This is a genomic window from Nonomuraea sp. NPDC004580 (assembly GCF_040609855.1).
GTDB classification, from domain to species: Bacteria; Actinomycetota; Actinomycetes; order Streptosporangiales; family Streptosporangiaceae; genus Nonomuraea; species Nonomuraea salmonea.
The window spans coordinates 33585-50254 of sequence record NZ_JBEXLH010000036.1; the positions used below are offsets into that span (position 1 = coordinate 33585).

Annotated in this window: 8 protein-coding genes; 5 read left to right on the forward strand and 3 right to left on the reverse strand. The window is 71.4% G+C overall.

Going from position 1 to position 16670, the window contains the following annotated elements:
* Positions 1–38: 38 nt before the first annotated feature.
* From ABZW11_RS30005 to ABZW11_RS30015, 3 genes are all read right to left on the reverse strand, one after another.
* On the reverse strand, positions 39–1649 hold the full coding sequence (locus ABZW11_RS30005; RefSeq protein WP_355424129.1) for a chitobiase/beta-hexosaminidase C-terminal domain-containing protein: 1611 nt from the start codon (positions 1647–1649) through the stop codon (positions 39–41).
* A 68-nt stretch (positions 1650–1717) separates the two neighbouring features.
* Positions 1718–5656 carry a ThuA domain-containing protein gene (locus ABZW11_RS30010; protein WP_355424132.1) on the reverse strand — a complete coding sequence of 1313 codons (3939 nt, stop codon included), beginning with the start codon at positions 5654–5656 and terminating at the stop codon, positions 1718–1720.
* A gap of 105 nt (positions 5657–5761) precedes the next feature.
* Entirely contained in the window at positions 5762–6736 is a 975-nt protein-coding gene (locus ABZW11_RS30015) for a multicopper oxidase domain-containing protein (protein ID WP_355424135.1), read from the reverse strand.
* 703 nt (positions 6737–7439) lie between these two features.
* Between ABZW11_RS30015 and ABZW11_RS30020 the strand changes: the two genes are divergently transcribed.
* From ABZW11_RS30020 to ABZW11_RS30040, 5 genes are all read left to right on the forward strand, one after another.
* Positions 7440–8348, forward strand: a complete 909-nt coding sequence (locus ABZW11_RS30020; protein ID WP_355424138.1) for a hypothetical protein — start codon at positions 7440–7442, stop codon at positions 8346–8348.
* Between the two features lie 67 nt (positions 8349–8415).
* Positions 8416–9921, forward strand: coding sequence for a TIGR02677 family protein (locus tag ABZW11_RS30025; RefSeq protein WP_355424141.1), 1506 nt, complete (start codon positions 8416–8418; stop codon positions 9919–9921).
* The gene (locus tag ABZW11_RS30030; protein ID WP_355424144.1) at positions 9918–11297 is read left to right on the forward strand and encodes a TIGR02678 family protein; all 1380 of its coding nucleotides are present in this window, start codon (positions 9918–9920) and stop codon (positions 11295–11297) included. Before ABZW11_RS30025 ends, ABZW11_RS30030 begins: the two co-directional genes overlap by 4 nt.
* The gene (locus tag ABZW11_RS30035) at positions 11294–15418 is read left to right on the forward strand and encodes a TIGR02680 family protein (RefSeq protein WP_355424146.1); all 4125 of its coding nucleotides are present in this window, start codon (positions 11294–11296) and stop codon (positions 15416–15418) included. The genes ABZW11_RS30030 and ABZW11_RS30035 overlap by 4 nt, the downstream gene beginning before the upstream one ends.
* Positions 15402–16619 (forward strand): TIGR02679 family protein, encoded by a 1218-nt coding sequence (locus ABZW11_RS30040; protein ID WP_355424149.1) that lies wholly within the window; start codon positions 15402–15404, stop codon positions 16617–16619. Before ABZW11_RS30035 ends, ABZW11_RS30040 begins: the two co-directional genes overlap by 17 nt.
* The last annotated feature ends 51 nt before the right edge of the window (positions 16620–16670 follow it).

Below are 16670 nucleotides of genomic sequence, written 5' to 3' on the forward strand. Positions count from 1 at the left end.
GGGGCACGGCCCAGACTGGGGCGGGGCGGGAGCCCGACCTACTCGGCGGCGGGTTCGACGATCATGAAGGGGGCGGTGCCGACCGCCATGTTCCCCGCCTTGTCGGTGGCCCTGTAGGACAGGACGTGCGCGCCGGGCTGGTCGACCTTCAGCGGCTTCGTGTAGACCGCGAACGGCTGGCCGTCCAGCGAGTACTCCACCTTGTCCAGCCCTGAGCCGACGTCGCTCGCCGTCAGCGTCACCGTCGCCGAGCCCACGTAGTTCCAGGCCCAGTCCTGGGTGCCGGTGAGCGCGGCCGACACCTGCGGCAGCGTGGTGTCGTCCTCGGGAGAGACCACGGTGAACCGCAGCGTCGCCACCGGCGAGGTGTTGCCGGCCCTGTCGGTGGCCCGGTACGCGAAGGTGTGCGCGCCGGACTCGGTGACCGACACCGGGGACGGATATTCGGCGTAGGGCTCGCCGTCGAGCGAGTACTCCAGTGTGGCGACCCCCGACTCGGTGTCGCTCACCGAGAGCATCACGGTCGCCGAGCCGACGTAGTTGCCCGCCGAGTCCTGCCGGCCCGACAGCTGTGCCGAGACCTGCGGCGGGGTGGTGTCCCCGCCCTGCGAGGCCGCCACGGTGAACGTCACCGAGCCCACCTCCGAGGTGTTGCCCGCCTTGTCGGTCGCCCGGTACGACACCGTGTGCTCGCCGGGCTGATCCACCGGCAGCGGCTCCGTGTACGCCGCGAACGGCTGGCCGTCCAGCGAGTACTCCACGGTGTCCACGCCGGACCCGGTGTCGCTCGCCGTGAGCGTCACCGTCGCCGCGCCTACGTACTGGCCTTCCTCGTTCCTGTCGCCGGTCACCTCCCCGGTGACCTCGGGCGGCGTGGTGTCCTCGCCCTGCGGAGCCACCACGGTGAACGTCACCGAGCCCACCTCCGAGGTGTTGCCCGCCTTGTCGGTCGCCCGGAAGGTCACCGTGTGCTCGCCGGGCTGGCCGACCGAGAACGGGGCCGTGTAGGCGGCGAACTCGCCGCCGTCGAGCGCGTACTCGACGGTGTCCACGCCGGACTCGGTGTCGGCGGCCGAGATCGTGACCGTCGCCGCGCCGACGTAGGCGCCCTCCTCGTTCTGGTCGCCCGCCACCTGCGCGGCGACCTGCGGCGCGGTCGTGTCCTCGCCCCCGCCGTCGGTGACGACGAACTCGCCGACCATCTGGCCGTGTCCTGGGATCACGCAGGAGTAGCGGTACTTGCCCGGAGTGAGGTTCACCTGGGCGACGTGCCGGCCGCCGTCGGCGTCGAAGGGGCTGGCGATGATGTTGAGGTTGACGTCGTGGTTGTAGCCGGGGGTGGAGACGTCGAACGTCAGCGTGTGCGTCATGCCGGTCGTGTTGCCGGTGGCCGTGCTGTTCTCGAAGACGATGGTGGCGGGGCCCGCCGTCGCCGACTCGGGCGCCGTCTTGTACGCGGTCATGCTGTCGTCGGCGGTCCAGGTCAGCACCTGCTCCGCGGCCTTCACGGAGACGGCCTGCGTACGAGGCTGGACCTCGGCCTGGACGGAGGTGAGGAAGAGCGCGGGAAGCGCCACGGCGAGCAGCACCACGGCGAGCCGCGGCGCCGTCACCGCCGCGCGCACTCGACGTAAGAGGGAGACATGCATGGGTCGATGCACCTTTCCGAGCTGGTGGGGGTGCCGGGCGCAGGGGGGGACGGCGCCCGGCACCCGGCCTAGAGTTCGCGCACGCGGATGTTGCGGAAGTCGATCACGTCGCTGTCGCCGTGGTTCTGCAGCCCGATGAACCCGCTGATGAACTGGCGCAGGTCCGTGGGCGGGTCACCGGCGCGCGACGACGCCTTCCCCGGCGTGTTGTCGAACTCGCTGATCACCGTGCCGTTGCGGATGATCGTGTAGTGCTGGCCGACCACCCTGACCTCGTAGTCGTTCCACTGGCCCTTCGGGGTCGCCCCGGCCCGGCTCAGGCTGTTGGGCGAGAAGTTGTAGATGGAGCCGGTCTTCTGCGGCTCGCCCGTGTCGCCGTCGTAGATCTGGATCTCGTGGCCGCAGAAGATCGCGACCCACGCGGGTGACGTGCGCGCCGAGCCGGCCGTGCCGCAGCTTCCCGCGGGACGCTGCTCCAGCGGGGTCCTCAGGTCCGGGAACCGGACGAAGACGCCGCTGTTGGCGCGGGTCGTGCCGGGCGAGCTGTCACGGAACTGCAGCCGGACCGAGAAGTCCGCGTACGCCTTGTCCGCGTACCACAACATGCCCAGGCCGCCCGAGCTGCGGATCGTGCCGTCCGGCTGGAGGGTGAACCGCCCGGACGGCGCCTGGCTCCAGCCCAGCAGCGACGACGCCGTGCCGTCGAAGATGGACTCGTACCCGCTCACCTTGCCGACCTCCGACTGGCGGCCGGCCTCGCGCAGGGCGTCCGCCTCCTGGGCGGTGACGACGCCGTCCGCCAGGAGCTGGTCCACGACGGCTTGCACGTGCTTGACGAACTGGTTGTGGTTCTTCCACTGGCGCTCGTCGTCGATCAGGTCGTTGATCGTGCAGCCGCCCGCGACGACCTTGTTGCGCACGCCGGTGAGCGTGTCGAGGAACTGCACCGTCGGCCTGGCGTCGGGCGCGCCGCAGCCGACCGTGACGACGATCTTCCCGGTGGCCTGCTCGCCGTCGGCGTAGGTGACCTTCAGCGTCGCCTGGTAGACGCCGAAGCCGGGGTAGGTGTGCGTCGGGGCGGCCTGCGTGGAGGGCTCGCTGCCGTCGCCGAAGTTCCACTCCCACGCCACGCCGCCGGCCTGGGCGCTGGAGAACGTCATCGTCCTGGGGTCGGCGTTCTGCCGGGCCGGGCGCACCACGGCCGCGCTCGGGTCCGGCGTCGCGGGGCCGCCCTTGTAGGTGATGCGGATCAGCTTCTGGTTGGGGTGCAGGCTGAAGAAGCCGTTGCCGTAGTCGAGCATGTAGAGCGCGCCGTCGGGGCCGAACTTCGCGTCCATCCACGACTGGACTTGGTTCGCGCCGGTGCCGCCCGGGATGATGTGCCGCAGGTCCTCGGCGAACGCCGGCCGGCCCGCGTCCTTCGCGGTCTCCGGGTCCACGGTCACGGCGATGCGGTTGTTGCTGTTGCCCTCGTCGCCGATGAACCACTTGCCGTCCCAGTACTCCGGCCACGCGACCCCGCTGGCCGTGTCGACCAGGGAGCGGTGGTAGGTCGGGCCGGACATGACCGCCTGGTTGCCGCCCTTGAGGTACGGCATGGTGAAGGTCTCCTCGCCCTGCTGGTACGACGGGAGCCCGCTGCCGTCCTGCCGCTCCGGGTAGACGGGGCCGCCGCCCTGCGGCGAGTACCAGATCATGTTCTTGCGCGCCGGCGGGATGTCCACCAGGCCGGTGTTGCGCGGCGAGGTGTTCTTCAGGTCGTCGCAGTCGTACCAGTCGGCCGGCTGCGTGGCGTCGCTGTTGCTGCGGTCTCGGTAGGGCTGCTTGTCGCCCATGCAGTACGGCCAGCCCTGGTTGCCGGCGGAGGTGAGCACGGTCGCGGTCTCGTACTTCGCCGGGCCCCACGTCTCGCTCGGGCCGAAGGCGTCGGGGCCGACCCAGCCGGCGGTGATCCAGTCGTTCACCTTGTCCCACTGGAGCCGCGCGATGTTGCGCACGCCCATCACCCAGATCTCGGGGCGGGTCTTGCCGCCGCCCTCCTCCTTGCCGGTGAACAGGTTGCCCTCGGGGATCGTGTAGGTGCCGTCGGGCTCGGGGTGGATGCGCAGGACCTTGCCGTTGAGGTCGTTGGTGTTCCCCGCGGTACGCCGGGCGTCCTGGAACGAGGTGCCCTTGTAGTCCTGGGTCCAGTTGTTGCCGGAGTAGCCGCTGGATCCGCCGGAGGAGTTGCTGTCACCGGTGCCGATGTAGAGGTTGCCGTCGTCGTCGAAGGCCATGCCGCCGCCGGCGTGGCAGCAGCTGTGGATCTGGGTGTCCCACGCCAGCAGGTCCTTGCGGCTGTCCAGGTCGATCGTCTGGGTCCGCGACTCGTAGCTGAACCGGGAGACCGTGCGCTTGCCGATGCGCCGGTCGCGGTCGATCGAGGCGTGCGGCATCCAGTAGACGTAGATGTAGCCGTTCTCCGCGAAGTCCGGGTCGAGCGTGATGCCGACCAGGCCCTCCTCGTTCTTGACCAGCTCGTCCCCGCTGCCGCGGTTGCCCATGACGGGCAGCGTGGCGAGCAGTTTGACCTGCTTGGTGCGCGGGTCCCACTGGTGGATGGTGCCGCAGCCGAGGCCCACCTTCGGGTCGTTCCAGTCGGGGACCGCGCCGGTGGCGCAGGCCGCCTTGCCGATGTAGAAGACCTTGCCGTTCGGCGCGACGGTCAGGCCGTGCGGCTCGCCGATCTGGTCCATCTGGCCCTGCGCGTTCTGACCGGTCAGCCGTTCCACGGCGTAGTTGGAGGCGATGGTCGCCTGGCAGTCGCCCCTGACGATGCCGGCCGCCCACCGGATGGCGCCGGTGAGGTGGGTGCGGAAGTGCTTGTCGGCGTAGCTGTCCGCGGTGCCGCCCATGCCGGTGTAGAAGGACCGGCCGCCGTCGTAGTCACGGCACCAGGAGACCGGGTGGAACGCGCCGTTGCCGTCCATCTTCGGGTTGTACGTCCACTCCTCGACCTGCGCGATCGTGTGGACCTTGCCCACCGGGTTCGGGCTCCAGCTCAGCCACTTGTCGGTCCGCGACAGGGTGAGCGGCAGCCCCTCGTTCGCCGGGTGCCGCCGGTCGACGATGTCCACGGTGGCCTTCTGCGCCTTCGGCTCGGGGGGAGGCGCGGCGTCGGGCCCGTACAGCCGCAGCTCGGCGAGCTGGGTCAGCGGCTCGCCGCTGTTCGCGGTGATGTCGAGCCGGTAGTACTGGTACGCCGTGTCGTTCTCGAACTCGTACTCCTTGGTCTCGAATCGCTGGGGGAAGGTCTCCCCGCTGCGCTTGTCGAGATCCGTCCAGGTCGTCCCGTCCTGCGAGCCCTTGAGCGTCCAGTCCTTCGGGTCCCGGCCCGCGAAGTCGTTGGCCGAGGTCAGCGCGTAGTGCGCGATCGCGACGGGCTTCTCCAGCTTGCCCTGCACCCATGCGGTCGGCGTCCTGGCCAGCCACTTGGTGTCGTTGTCGCCGTCGAACACCTTGTCCTTGGTCTCGTTCGGCGGGTTCTCGCCGCTCGCCGCGCTCTCCGTCACCTTCTCGGCGATGGGCAGGGCGCCGACGGGGCGGGTGCCGATCAGCTCGGTGAACCAGGCCGAGTCGACCTGCGCCTTGGCGGCGTCGCGGATGCCGACGAACCCGCCGCCGTTCCTGATGAACGTCTGGAAGGCGGCGAGCTGCGCTTCGTCCAGGGTGACGCCGTTGGCGGACAGGAACACCACGCCGCGGTAGCGGGCCAGGTTGTCGGCGGTGAAGACCGCGGGATCCTGGGCCTCCTCGACGGTGAACCCGTTCTTCTTGCTCAGTTCCCTGATCGCGGTCACGGCCGTCCGCACCGGGTCGTCCTGCTGCGCGGCCAGGCCGCTGAAGACCAGCACGCGGACGGCGGCCTTCTTGGCGTCCGGGGCGGCGGGGGCCTGGGCCAGGGCCGGCGTGACGGCCGGTGGCGCCAGGCCGAGCACCAGGACGGCGATCGACAGCGTTGTCAACACGCGCCGCCAGAAAGATGATCGGGACGGTAAACGGTCTGTTCGACCCATCGTCGCTCCTCGGGATCGAGAGTGGCTCGGGACCTGTCGCGGATGTCGAGGGTTTTTCTAGTGGCCCGTGTGACCGTCGCCGGGCTGACCTGGCACGTTCCCGTTCTCGTCGGTCACCTTGAAGATGCCGGCCATCCCCATGTCGGAGTGGCTCTGGACGTGGCAGTGGTACATCCACGCCCCAGGCCCGACCCGCTCGCCCGCGATCAGCTGGAAGCCGAACGACTCGGCGGGCCCGCAGATCTTGGTGTCGATGATCCGGCTCGGGTCGTCGGGGCTCTCCAGCATGCCGGTGCGGTTGTCGGCCCAGCGGTGCCCGTGGATGTGGAAGGTGTGGTAGAACTCGCCGTGCGTGATCACGATCCACTCCACCCGCTCGCCGGCCTTGGCCACGAACTCGGGCGCGTCGTGCGCGGGGCGGTTGTTGATCATCATGTCGTTGAAGACGACGGTGAACGTCTTGTCCGGCCTGACGTCCTTCTTCCGCCGGACCACCAGCGGGCCGTAGAGCCCCTGCCGGATGCCAACCGTGCCGTGCGGGGTGCCCACCACGTGGTCGTGGTAGTGCCAGTAGCCGGCGCTGCCCGGCTCGATGCCGGCGCCGCCCCCGCGCTTGCCCTGCGCGTGGGTGCGCCAGATGTAGGTACGCCGGCCGCCCGGCTCGACGACGCCGTCGTTCAGCCGGGTGCCGTCGCTGGCCACGTCGTAGTCCACGCCGTGGACGTGCAGGCTGGCCGCGACGTCGAGGGTGTTGACCATCTCGATCTCCAGCGTGTCGCCTTCGACCATCTCGATGAGCGGCCCGGGGATCGTCGCCTTGCCGGGCTCCAGGCCGTAGCCGAGCTGGCCGTCCGCCAGCCGCTCGGCGTACAGGGTGATGCGACGGACCGCGCCCGCGGCCGGGCCGGCCTGGGACGACGCCGCGGTGGGTTGCGTGGTGACCAGGGGTGCGAGGGCGGCGGCCGCCGCCGAGGTGGTGAAGGCACGCCGGGAGAGCAGGTTTTTGGCCATGCCGCTAGGTACTTCGGTCATGGTTCCCCAATCGGTGACGCTTGCGAGGGTGTTGTGCGGGTGCTCGGGGCGGGGTAGTTAGACCGATCTTCGATCGAAGTACGCGCCATTTCCGGCGAAATGTCAAGAAGTAACACCGAAAGCGTCAGAACTTCAGCTCATATCCGGCTAAGGACCGGCAGGTCATCGGCGTTAGGCCGGCGCTCACTCCCCGTGGCCGTCGTACGAGCGAGCGACTCATCAGACAAGTGGCCGGATGCGGCCATCGTGCCCGGCCATGCCGCACCATCTCGGCTGATGACGGCCTCCCGATCGCCCTACGTGACGGATCGTGACGAGAATGGCGGCTGGACAACGAGTGAGCCCGGGTGTTATCGATGGGCACAACGCGATCCCTTTATACGGCCTTTATGTCCAGCACCTCCCCCCTCGCTCTTCTCCCCCTCCCCCAGCGCAAAGTCCTGAGCGCCCTTTGGAGTGGTGATTGTGTTGACGTCCTCCCCGCGCCTGAAGGCGGGGAGCGGGCTGCCACCCTGACGCCCGCTCTGTGTGAGACGGTGAGACCAGGCACGGCTCGTGTCGCCGCCCGTGTCCTGAGCCCCGTCCGACCTTTCAGAGAAACCCATGCACCTTCGACACGCCCTTTCCCTCCTGGACCTTCTCGAACGCACGTGGTCTTCCCTGCTGCGGCCACAAGGAGCTGACCGAGCGCTGGCCCGCCTGCGTGGTGATCGCCCTGTCCTCGGTGGCGGCGGAGGGCTACCGCTCGGGCTCGTTCTGGCCCGCCTGGTGGGCGGCGACAGGACGCAGGGGCCGTCCGGAAGACGCCCGGCAGTTCGGCGAGGCGTTCTCGGCGGCGCTCGACCGCCTGGGCCTGCCCGGGCAGGACGCGCCGAACCGACATCTCGCCCCGATTCTGCTGCACGCGGGCGTGCCGGACTCCTGCCTGGAGGGGTTCCTGCGTTACCTGCTGGAGGGCCGGGCCGACGAGTTGGACGAGCCTGTACGCCGGCTGGTCGAACACGACGACGACCTCGCGGGCGAACTGACCGAGCGATGCCTTGACCTGCTGGAGCGCCTGCGCTCTCCCGCCCAGGAGACCGGCGATCCCGGCCTGCCGCGCAGGATCGCAGACCAGACCATCGCCCTGGTCCGCGCGGATGTCATCGACCCGGTACCGCCCGCAGAACGTCCGGAGATCACTCTTGCGCCGTTCGGCGGCGGTGTGCGGCTGCGCCCTCCCGGTTCGTCGGTCGTCCTGCTCGACGGGGAGCAGGCGCCGGTCGGCCCCAACGGGCACATCCTGATCACCGCCCCGGACGTGTCCCTCTCCATGAACGGCCAACCGGTCAGCCTGATCGATGCGGCGGATCCCTTGCTGATCTTCGCGGAGGACGGTCACCGGCTGCCCGCCAACCGCGCACTGCCCTCTGATGCCTTCTGGGCCGTCTTTCCCGCCGGCCGCGAGCTGACCGGCGATCCTCCGCCGCGTGTGATCGCCGACTCCGTCTGCTGGCCCGGCTGGCGGCTGGCTCGGGCTCGCGCGGCAGATTGGTGGCGATCTCCGACGGCTGCCTGCGCACCCGGCGCAACGAGCCGCATCATGACGAGCTCAGCCGGGCCGCCGCCCTGACCGTTCTGCGCCGCCTGTCCGGGCTTTCGGATGAGAGCGGCCGGTGAGATACGGCATGCTGGGTGAGATGGACGAGAGCTCCGAGAGTGTGGCGTTCGGGATCGACGCATTCACACTCGACGATCGCATGCGGCTGTTCCACTTCGCCGCGGCCGAGAAACGGCACGAATACCTGTGGCTGCTGCGCGCCTTCGACCGTGGCCGCGCCAACTATCAGGTGCTGCTGCACGCCTCGCAGGCCCGCGAGCTGCTGCGGGCGTTGCGCGAGGAGCATCCGTCCTGCCCCCCGGTCGACGACGTGCAGCCGCTGCTCGACTCGCTGGCCGACTGGCGGCTGCTCGACCGCAGCTATGACGGCACCCGCGCGGCCAACCTGGCCGAATACCGCAACCGTCACTACGTCTACCAGTTCACCCAGGCGGGATACCGCGCTTACCGGGCGGTGGAAGAGGTGCTGGGCGCGGGGCTGGAGGACGCGCAGCTGTCCCGGCTCGTCTTCCCCGACATCCTGGCCGACCTCAAGGCCCTGGCCGAGGCGGGCCGCGCCGGCGACGGCGAGGAGGTCTACCGCAAGCTGAGCCGGCTCGACGCCGTCCTGTCCGACATGGCGATGCGGGCCGCCCGCTTCTACCTCATGCTCGGCGACCTGGCCCGCACCAATGACACCAGTCCTGAGGCGTTCCTGGCGCACAAGGACGCGCTGCTGACCCACATGCGCGAGTTCACCGCCGAGCTGGCCCGTTACCAGCCGCTCCTGGCCGCCGCCGTCGAAGAGGTGGCCGGCACCGGCGCGGAGCGGCTGATCGCTCTCGCGGCGGGCGCGGACGAGCGGCTCTTCCGCAGCCCGGCCGAGCGGGAGGAAGACTGGCGGCAGCGCTGGTCCGGCCTGGTTCACTGGTTCGCCGACGGGGCCGCGAGCGAGGCGGAGCGGTTGCAGGGGGCGACCGTGACCGCCATCGCCGGGGTTCTGGCGCTGCTGCGCCGGGTGACCGAGGCCCGACGGGGCGGGGTGAGCCGGGAGAGCCAGTTGCGCCATCTGGCCCAGTGGTTCGTCGCCTGCCCCAGTGACGACGACGCGCACGCGCTGTTCCAGGTCACCTTTGATCTGGGCTCCCCCCGCCATGTGGCGGTCCCCTATGACGAGCCTGAGCTGATCCCCAGCAGGCTGTCGTGGTGGGACGCCGAGCCGGTGCGGGTTGCGCGCACGCTCGTGCAGTCGGGCCGCACGCCGGGTCTGCACGGGGTGGGCCGGATCGAGCGCAACGAGGCGCAGCGCCAGCGGCTGCGGGCGGAGCAGCTCAAGGCGCAGGCGGAGCGCCGCTCCTCCGTCGCCGCGCTGGCCGGTGACGGCGTCTACGACCGGGTGCTCGACGAGCCGGAGACCCAGGCGTTGCTGAGCCTGCTCGACCTGGCGCTGTCGGCCCGGGTTCCGGCGAGCAGGAGCGTCACCGCCAGCGGGGCGGCGCACGGAGTCCGGCTCACCTTGCGCCCGTGTGCCGGCTCGACGACGGTCGCGACCGTACGCGGCCGCCTCCATCTCGACGGTCTGCGCTTGGAGGTGTCCGCGCTGTGAGAGTCGCCGCCGACGTGTCACCGCTGGAGCTGGCCGACTATCAACGGGCCGTGCGGCTGCTGCTGCGCCACCCGCTGATCACGCCCACCTACCCTGACAGGAACGCGCTCCCGCTCATCAGACGGTGGGCGGCGCAGTTGCGCGCGGATCTGTCCGAGGTGCTGGGATACCGACTCCTCACCACCGCCGACACCGCCAGGCTGCTGCGGGCGCATGACCGGCTCGACGCCACCACGCCTGCCCTGACCAGGACCGACCGGCCTTTCAACCGCAGACGCTACGCCTACCTGATGCTGACGCTGGCCGCACTCGGCCGCTCGGGCACGCAGATCGCGCTGAGCGAGCTGGCCGACGCGGTCGCGGCCGACGCCGCCAGGATCGACGGCCTCGGCATGGACACCGAGCGCAAGCCCGACCGCGACGCGTTCGTGGACGCGGTGGCCTGGCTGGAGCGGCGGGGCGCGCTCGCTCTGGCCGACGGCTCGGCGTCCGCCTGGGTCAACGACCCCGACAGGGCCGAGGCGCTCTACGACATCGACAGGGAGATCATCGGCGCCATCTACCGTCCCAGCAGGGTCCTGCAGCACGTCGGCTCGGTCACCGCGTTGCTCGACACCGATCAGAACCTGATGCGCGGGCAGGCCACGACGCGCAGGGCGGCGGCCAGGAAGGCGCGCCGGCTGGTTCTGGAGCAGCCGGTCGTCTACTACGCGGAGGCCGACGAGTCGCTGCACGGCCAGCTCCGCTCACCCAGCCTGATCGAGGACCTGGAGCGGCTGACCGGGCTGAGCGTGGAGCGCCGCGCGGAGGGCGTCGCCATCATCGACACCTCTGGACGGTTGTCGGACGTGCGTTTCCCGGGCGGCGGCACGATCGCGCAGGCGGCGCTGCTCCTGGCCGCGCGCATCGCCGCGTACTGCGGGCCCGGCAACCGGCGCAACCCTCCCGCGCTGCTGCCCGCGCCCAGCGCCGCAGAACGCCTGGCGGAGGCGGCGGCGCGGATCGACGCGGCGCTGCCCCGGGCCAACGTGCTGGCCGAGCTGGCCGTGCCGGACAAGCCCGAGACGGCCACGGCGGACGAGGCCGTCCATCCCTTCCTGCCCGAAACCTGGCTGCGGCGCGTCATGCGTGAGCTCGTCGGCCACTACGGAGCCGCCTTCGGCGCCGTCTGGCGGGCCGACCCCGACCGGCTGCTCGATAAGGCCGTCGCGCTCCTGGCCAAGCTGCGGCTGGTGGCGGTCGTCGAGGGCGGCGTGCTGGCGCTGCCCCTGCTGGCCCGCTATCGCGGCGTCACCGCCGAAGTGAAGCAGCGCGGCGTCACCGCCGAGGTGAAGCAGCGCCCCGAACAATCCGCTCTCTTCGAGGATGTGAAGTGACCAGGTTCGTCCCGACTCGTGCTGGGATCATCAATCTGTGGGACTACCGGGACGAGGAGTTCGTCTTCGCGGGCGGCTGGCTCATCCTGCGCGGCCCCAACGGGTCGGGCAAGACCAAGGCGCTTGAGGTGCTGTTCCCGTTCGTGCTCGACGGGCGGATCGATCCCAAGCGGCTCAACCCGTTCGCCTCAGAAGACCGGACGATGAAGTCCAACCTGCTCTTCCGCGGGCAGGACTCCGCGCTCGGCTACGTGTGGATGGAGTTCCGCGATCCCGGCACCGGCACGTCGGTCACGGCCGGCATCGGCCTGCACGCCCAGCGGCACCGCGACACCCCCGTACGCTGGCATTTCGTCCATGACGGCCGCGTGGGCGAGGACTTCTCCCTCCTCACGCCCGACGACAGGCCGATGACCCGCAAGCAGCTCGCGGCCGAACTGGGCGAGCAGGCGCTGATCGGCTCGGCCTCCGACTACCGGGCGGCCATCGACCGGCGCCTGTTCGGGCTGGGCAGAGAGCGCTACGAGCAGCTCATCACTCTGATCCTCACCTTGCGCAGGCCGCAGCTCGCCAAGAACCTCGATCCGGCCAAGCTGTCCGACACGCTGACCGACGGCCTGCGCCCGATCGACGACGAGCTGATCGCCGAAGCGGCGCGTTCCTTCGACGACATGGAGTCGGTGCAGCGCACCCTGGAGGGGCTGGTGGCCGCCGACGAGGCCACGGCCGCGTTCCTGTCGAGCTACAGCACCTACCTGCGGACCCACGCCCGCTGGGCCGCCGACGCGCTGACCCGCCGGCGCGAAGAGGTGGCCGGGGCCGTCGAGTCCCGCCGGGTGGCGCAGGAGAAACTGGCCGTCGCTGAGCAGGAGCGGTCGCTGGCGGAAGCCCGCACCGCCACCGCCGAGGACGTCCTGGCCGGGTTGCGCGCCCGGCTGGACCAGCTCAAGTCGAGCTCCGCCTACGAGGCTCTGCAGCAACTCGCCGACCTCGAACGCCTGGTGCGCACCTGCGCCGACGCCGCCTCCGGCGCCCAGGCCGAGCTGGAGCGGCGCACCGCGGCCAGGAACAGGGCCGTGGCCGGGCTGGAAGACGCGCGGCGCAATCTGGCCGAGCTGGAGTCGGCCGTCTCCAGGACCGCGGGTGAACTCGCCGACGAGGCCCGCGCCGCCGGCATCCCGTGGAGTTCCGAAGACGCCGGGGAGGACGGCTTCGCCGATCGCGCCGGCGCCCGGGTCGCGGCCCGCGCCGACGACGTACGCGCGGTCCGGTCCGCGCTGACCGTCCTGGGCAAGGCCGAGCAGGCCCGCGACCTGGCCCGAGCTGCGCTCGACCGGGCGCAGTCGGCCCTGGCGCAGGCCGAGGAGGCCGAGGCGGACGCCGAAGCCGAGGTCGAACGGACCAGGGGCGCGGCGCGCGAGGCGCTCGCGGCGTGGGCCGGCCGCCACGACGTCGCGGCGGCCGACGCCACCGCCCTGGCCGAGGCCCTGGACCAGGTGGGCGAGCCCGACGCGCCCACCCTGGACGCGGTCTTCGGCGAGCTGACGGCACGTGCCGTGCAGGACCTGCGCGACGAGCGGGCCCGGCTGCGCGAAACCCGGCGGCGAACCGAGCGCGACCGCCAGAACGTGCGGGATGAGCGGCAGCGCATCGCCGCCGAGCATGATGACGCACCGGCGCTCCACCCGGCACGCACGACGCCGCGCGAGGGGCGCGCGGGAGCGCCGCTGTGGCGGCTGGTCCGCTTCAGGGCCCACGTCGACGAACGGGAGGCGGCCGGAATCGAAGCGGCGCTGGAGGCCGCGGGCCTGCTGGACGCCTGGGTCACGCCCGAGCCAGAGCCGATCAGGGTCGGCGACTCCGACGCCTATCTGTTCGAGGGCGCTCGGGCCGGCGAACCGAACCTGCTCAGGGTCTTGGAACCCGAGGAGGACATCCCGGTCTCCGCCGCCCGGGTCGCGGGCATCCTCGCCGCCGTCGAACTGCAAGACGATGACGACGACGTCTACGACGGCGAGCAGTACGGGGTGTTCTCGGCGCGGCCCATCGTCGAGGACCCGCCGCGCCATCCTGTGATCACCCCGGACGGCCGGTTCTTCCAGGGCGTCCAGGTGGGCTCGCACCACAAGACGCACGCCGAGTACATCGGCGCCACCGCCAGGGCCCGGCGCCGCGCCGCCCGGCTGGCCGAGTGCGACGCCCGGCTGGCCGCACTCGACGACACTCTTGCGGACCTCGCCCGGCAGGACGCGGCGGCGGAGGCGAAGCTGGAATCCATGGCGGAGGCCAGGTCCGCGCTGCCCAAGACCGGTCCCATCGTGACGGCCCTGCGCGCCCGTGAGCAGGCGGCCGGACGGCTGCGCGGTGCCAGAGAGAGCGCCGACGAGGCTCAGCGAGGCTTCGACCAGGCTGTCGCCGAGCATGGCGCCGCCGAGCGGACGCTGCGGCGCACCGGCGCGGAACGCGCCCTGGCCCCGGACGCCGTCGATGAGGTGGCGGGTGCCGTACAACGGTTCGAGCGCGCCGCTGCGGCGCTCACCGGGCGACGGCGGGAGGCGGCCCGGCAGCTTTCGACCGTGCAGGCCGCGGCGGACCGGCTGACGGAGGCCGCCGAGGACGAGGCGAACGCGGCTGAGACCGAGCAGGCCGCGCGCCGGCGGCACACCGAGGAGGCCGCCAAGCTGGAGGCGTTGCGGCAGACGGTCGGCGCGGAGGCGCGGCAGGTGCTGGCGGAGGTCGAGCGGACCGAGCGGGACATCGCCGGCGCCGAGCGGGAGACGCAGGCGGCCAGATCCGCGGAACGCGACGCGCTGACCGCCGAGGTGAGCGCGCGTACCCGGGTGGAGACGTCGGCCGAGACGCTGGCGGTGGCGCGGCGTGAGGAGCGCGAGACCGCACGCGACCTGGCTCCCTTCGCTCGCCGCGAGCTGCTCGACGTGCTCAAATGCCCGCCTGGCCTGGCCTGGCCCGCTCAGGAGGCCGACTGGCAGGCCGAGGAGTTGCCCGCAGGGGTTCGTGAGGTGCACGAGGCCGTCCTCGCCGCCACCCGTGACCTGACCCCGACCGAGGTCTCGCTCAAGCAGTCCACCACCCGGCTGACCAAGGCCCTGGAGGAGCTGCAGGCGCAACTGACCGCCGCGGACCAGAGCTACCGCCCCGAGTGGGACAGCGCCGACGGCGTCATCGTGGTCCGGGTCACCGATGAGGAGGGACTGCTGCCGATCGGCGCCTTCGCCACGAAGATCGCCACCAGCAGGAACGATCAGCAGCAGTTGCTCAGCGACTCCGAGCAGCGCATCTTGGAGGACGCCCTGCTGACCAGGCTGGCCCAGCAGCTCCACGACCGCACGGTTGACGCCCGCGACCTGATCCGCAGGATGAACACCGAGATGCGCTCGCGCCGGATGTCCTCGGGCACCACCGTCGGAGTGGGCTGGCTGCTCGCCGACGCCCTCGACGACGAGCAGCGCGCGATCTGCGGCCTGCTCGACGGCGACGCCGCCCGGCTGCGTCCCGACGACCTGACGAGGATGCGCGGCCACTTCGCCACTCAGATCAAGAACGCGCGGGCTCGTCACCGCGACAGGCCCTACCGCGAGCTGCTGGCCGACGTGCTCGACTACCGCAAGTGGCGGCAGTTCGCCTTCCAGCTCGTACGTCCCGGCGGCGCGGAGGAGCGGCTGACCAGGGCCAGGCACAGCCGCCTGTCGGGCGGCGAGCAGTCGGTCTCCCTGCACCTGCCGCTGTTCGCCGCCGCCCACGCCATGCTCAACTCGGCCCGGCCGGACGCGCCCCGGCTGCTGGCGCTGGACGAGGCGTTCGCCGGAGTGGACGACACCGGGCGCGGCGAGCTCATGTCGCTGGCGGCGCAGTTCGACCTCGACCTGTTCATGACCGGCTACGACCTGTGGGCCACCCACGCTTCCGTGCCCGCCGCCGCGCACTACGACCTGGCGCACTCCCCTGTCGACCACACCGTCAGCCCGCTGCTGCTCGTGTGGGACGGCGGGCAACTCCTGGCAGACGACACCGGCGATCTGACCGCCACTCTCGGCTCGCCGGGCACACGCAAGGTGATCGCGAATCAGGAGGAGGTCATCACGCTTGAGCTTTCTGGATGAGCTGCGCTCGGAGGGCTGGGCCCGCCTGCTGGCCGCCGCCAGGCGCAAGCTCGAGCGCGACGGCGCTCTGTCCGGCTCGGTCAGCGTCGCCGCGCCCTCCGAGGCGGAGCGCCGGGTGATCATCGGACTGACCGGCCGCTACCGGCCGGAGGACGTCAAGCGGCTCACCGTGCCTCTGTCCGACCTGGACCTCTTCCTCACCAACCGGTACGCCCACGGTCTGCGCGAGGTGCTGACCGAGCTGGGCGGTCCGCTACGCGACAGGGCCGCGGAGCGCCGGACGCTCGACGAGGAACGCGATCGCCTTCTCGCCACCGCCTCCCGCGGCAGGCATGCCAGCGAGCACTGGCACTCCGCCTGGCTGGAGGCCATGGCCGCCGACGGCACGGTGACCAGGCTCATCAGACGCGGCGAAGGGCGGTTGCTCACCGCGGCCGCCCACGTTCTGGACCACCTGCCCGCCCAGTCCACGCCCCTTCCCGTGCTCGCCGAGCGGGCCACCGGCGACACCAAGGCCCTGTCTCCCGGCTCGCCGCTGGCGTCCTTGGTGCTGCGGGCGCTGGCGCTCCGCTCCGGCCTGGCCGCCGTCCCGGGCGACCGGGTGGGGCAGCGGACGCTGTGGGAGTCGGCCGGGGTGATCGTGGACGATCTGGCGAGCCAGGTCCTGGTGCTCAATCTGCCCGTACGTGGCCAGGGCCCCGTCGCCGACTGGCTGGTGGAGGCGGCCAGGCAGGGCATTCCCTACCGGTTGACGTTGCACCAGCTCACTCATTTCCCGATCGCCCTCCACGACGACCCCATCTTCGTCTGCGAGAACCCTGCCGTGCTCCGCGCGGCGGCCACCGAACTCGGCGCCCGGTCCGCGCCACTGGTCTGCACCGAAGGGATTCCCTCGGCGGCCTGTCACCGCCTCGTGGAAGCGGCAGGAGACGGGCTGCGGTGGCGGGCCGACTTCGACTGGACCGGCCTGCGGATCGTGGAACGCGCGATCTCCCGCCACCGGGCGGCTCCGTGGCGCATGTCTGCGGCCGACTACGCCGCGGGGCTGGCCGAGAGCGAGTCCACCCCGCTGACGGGAGCGTCCGCACCGAGCCCATGGGACGTGGAGCTCGCGCCTCTCATGGAGCTCCGCGGCCGTACGGTGATGGAGGAACGCCTCATCCCTGCCCTCCTGTCCGACTTGAACCGGCCCGGTCGCTAGCCGGACCGGCCGATCCCGGCGCTCACGCGCGGGTTCAACGCGCTGCTGGAG

Coding starts and splice junctions, on each gene's coding strand:
- ABZW11_RS30005 (WP_355424129.1), bottom strand. CDS start 1,649: ATGCATGTCTCCCTCTTACGTCGAGTGCGCGCGGCGGTGACGGCGCCG.
- ABZW11_RS30015 (WP_355424135.1), bottom strand. CDS start 6,736: ATGACCGAAGTACCTAGCGGCATGGCCAAAAACCTGCTCTCCCGGCGT.
- ABZW11_RS30025 (WP_355424141.1), top strand. CDS start 8,416: ATGGACGAGAGCTCCGAGAGTGTGGCGTTCGGGATCGACGCATTCACA.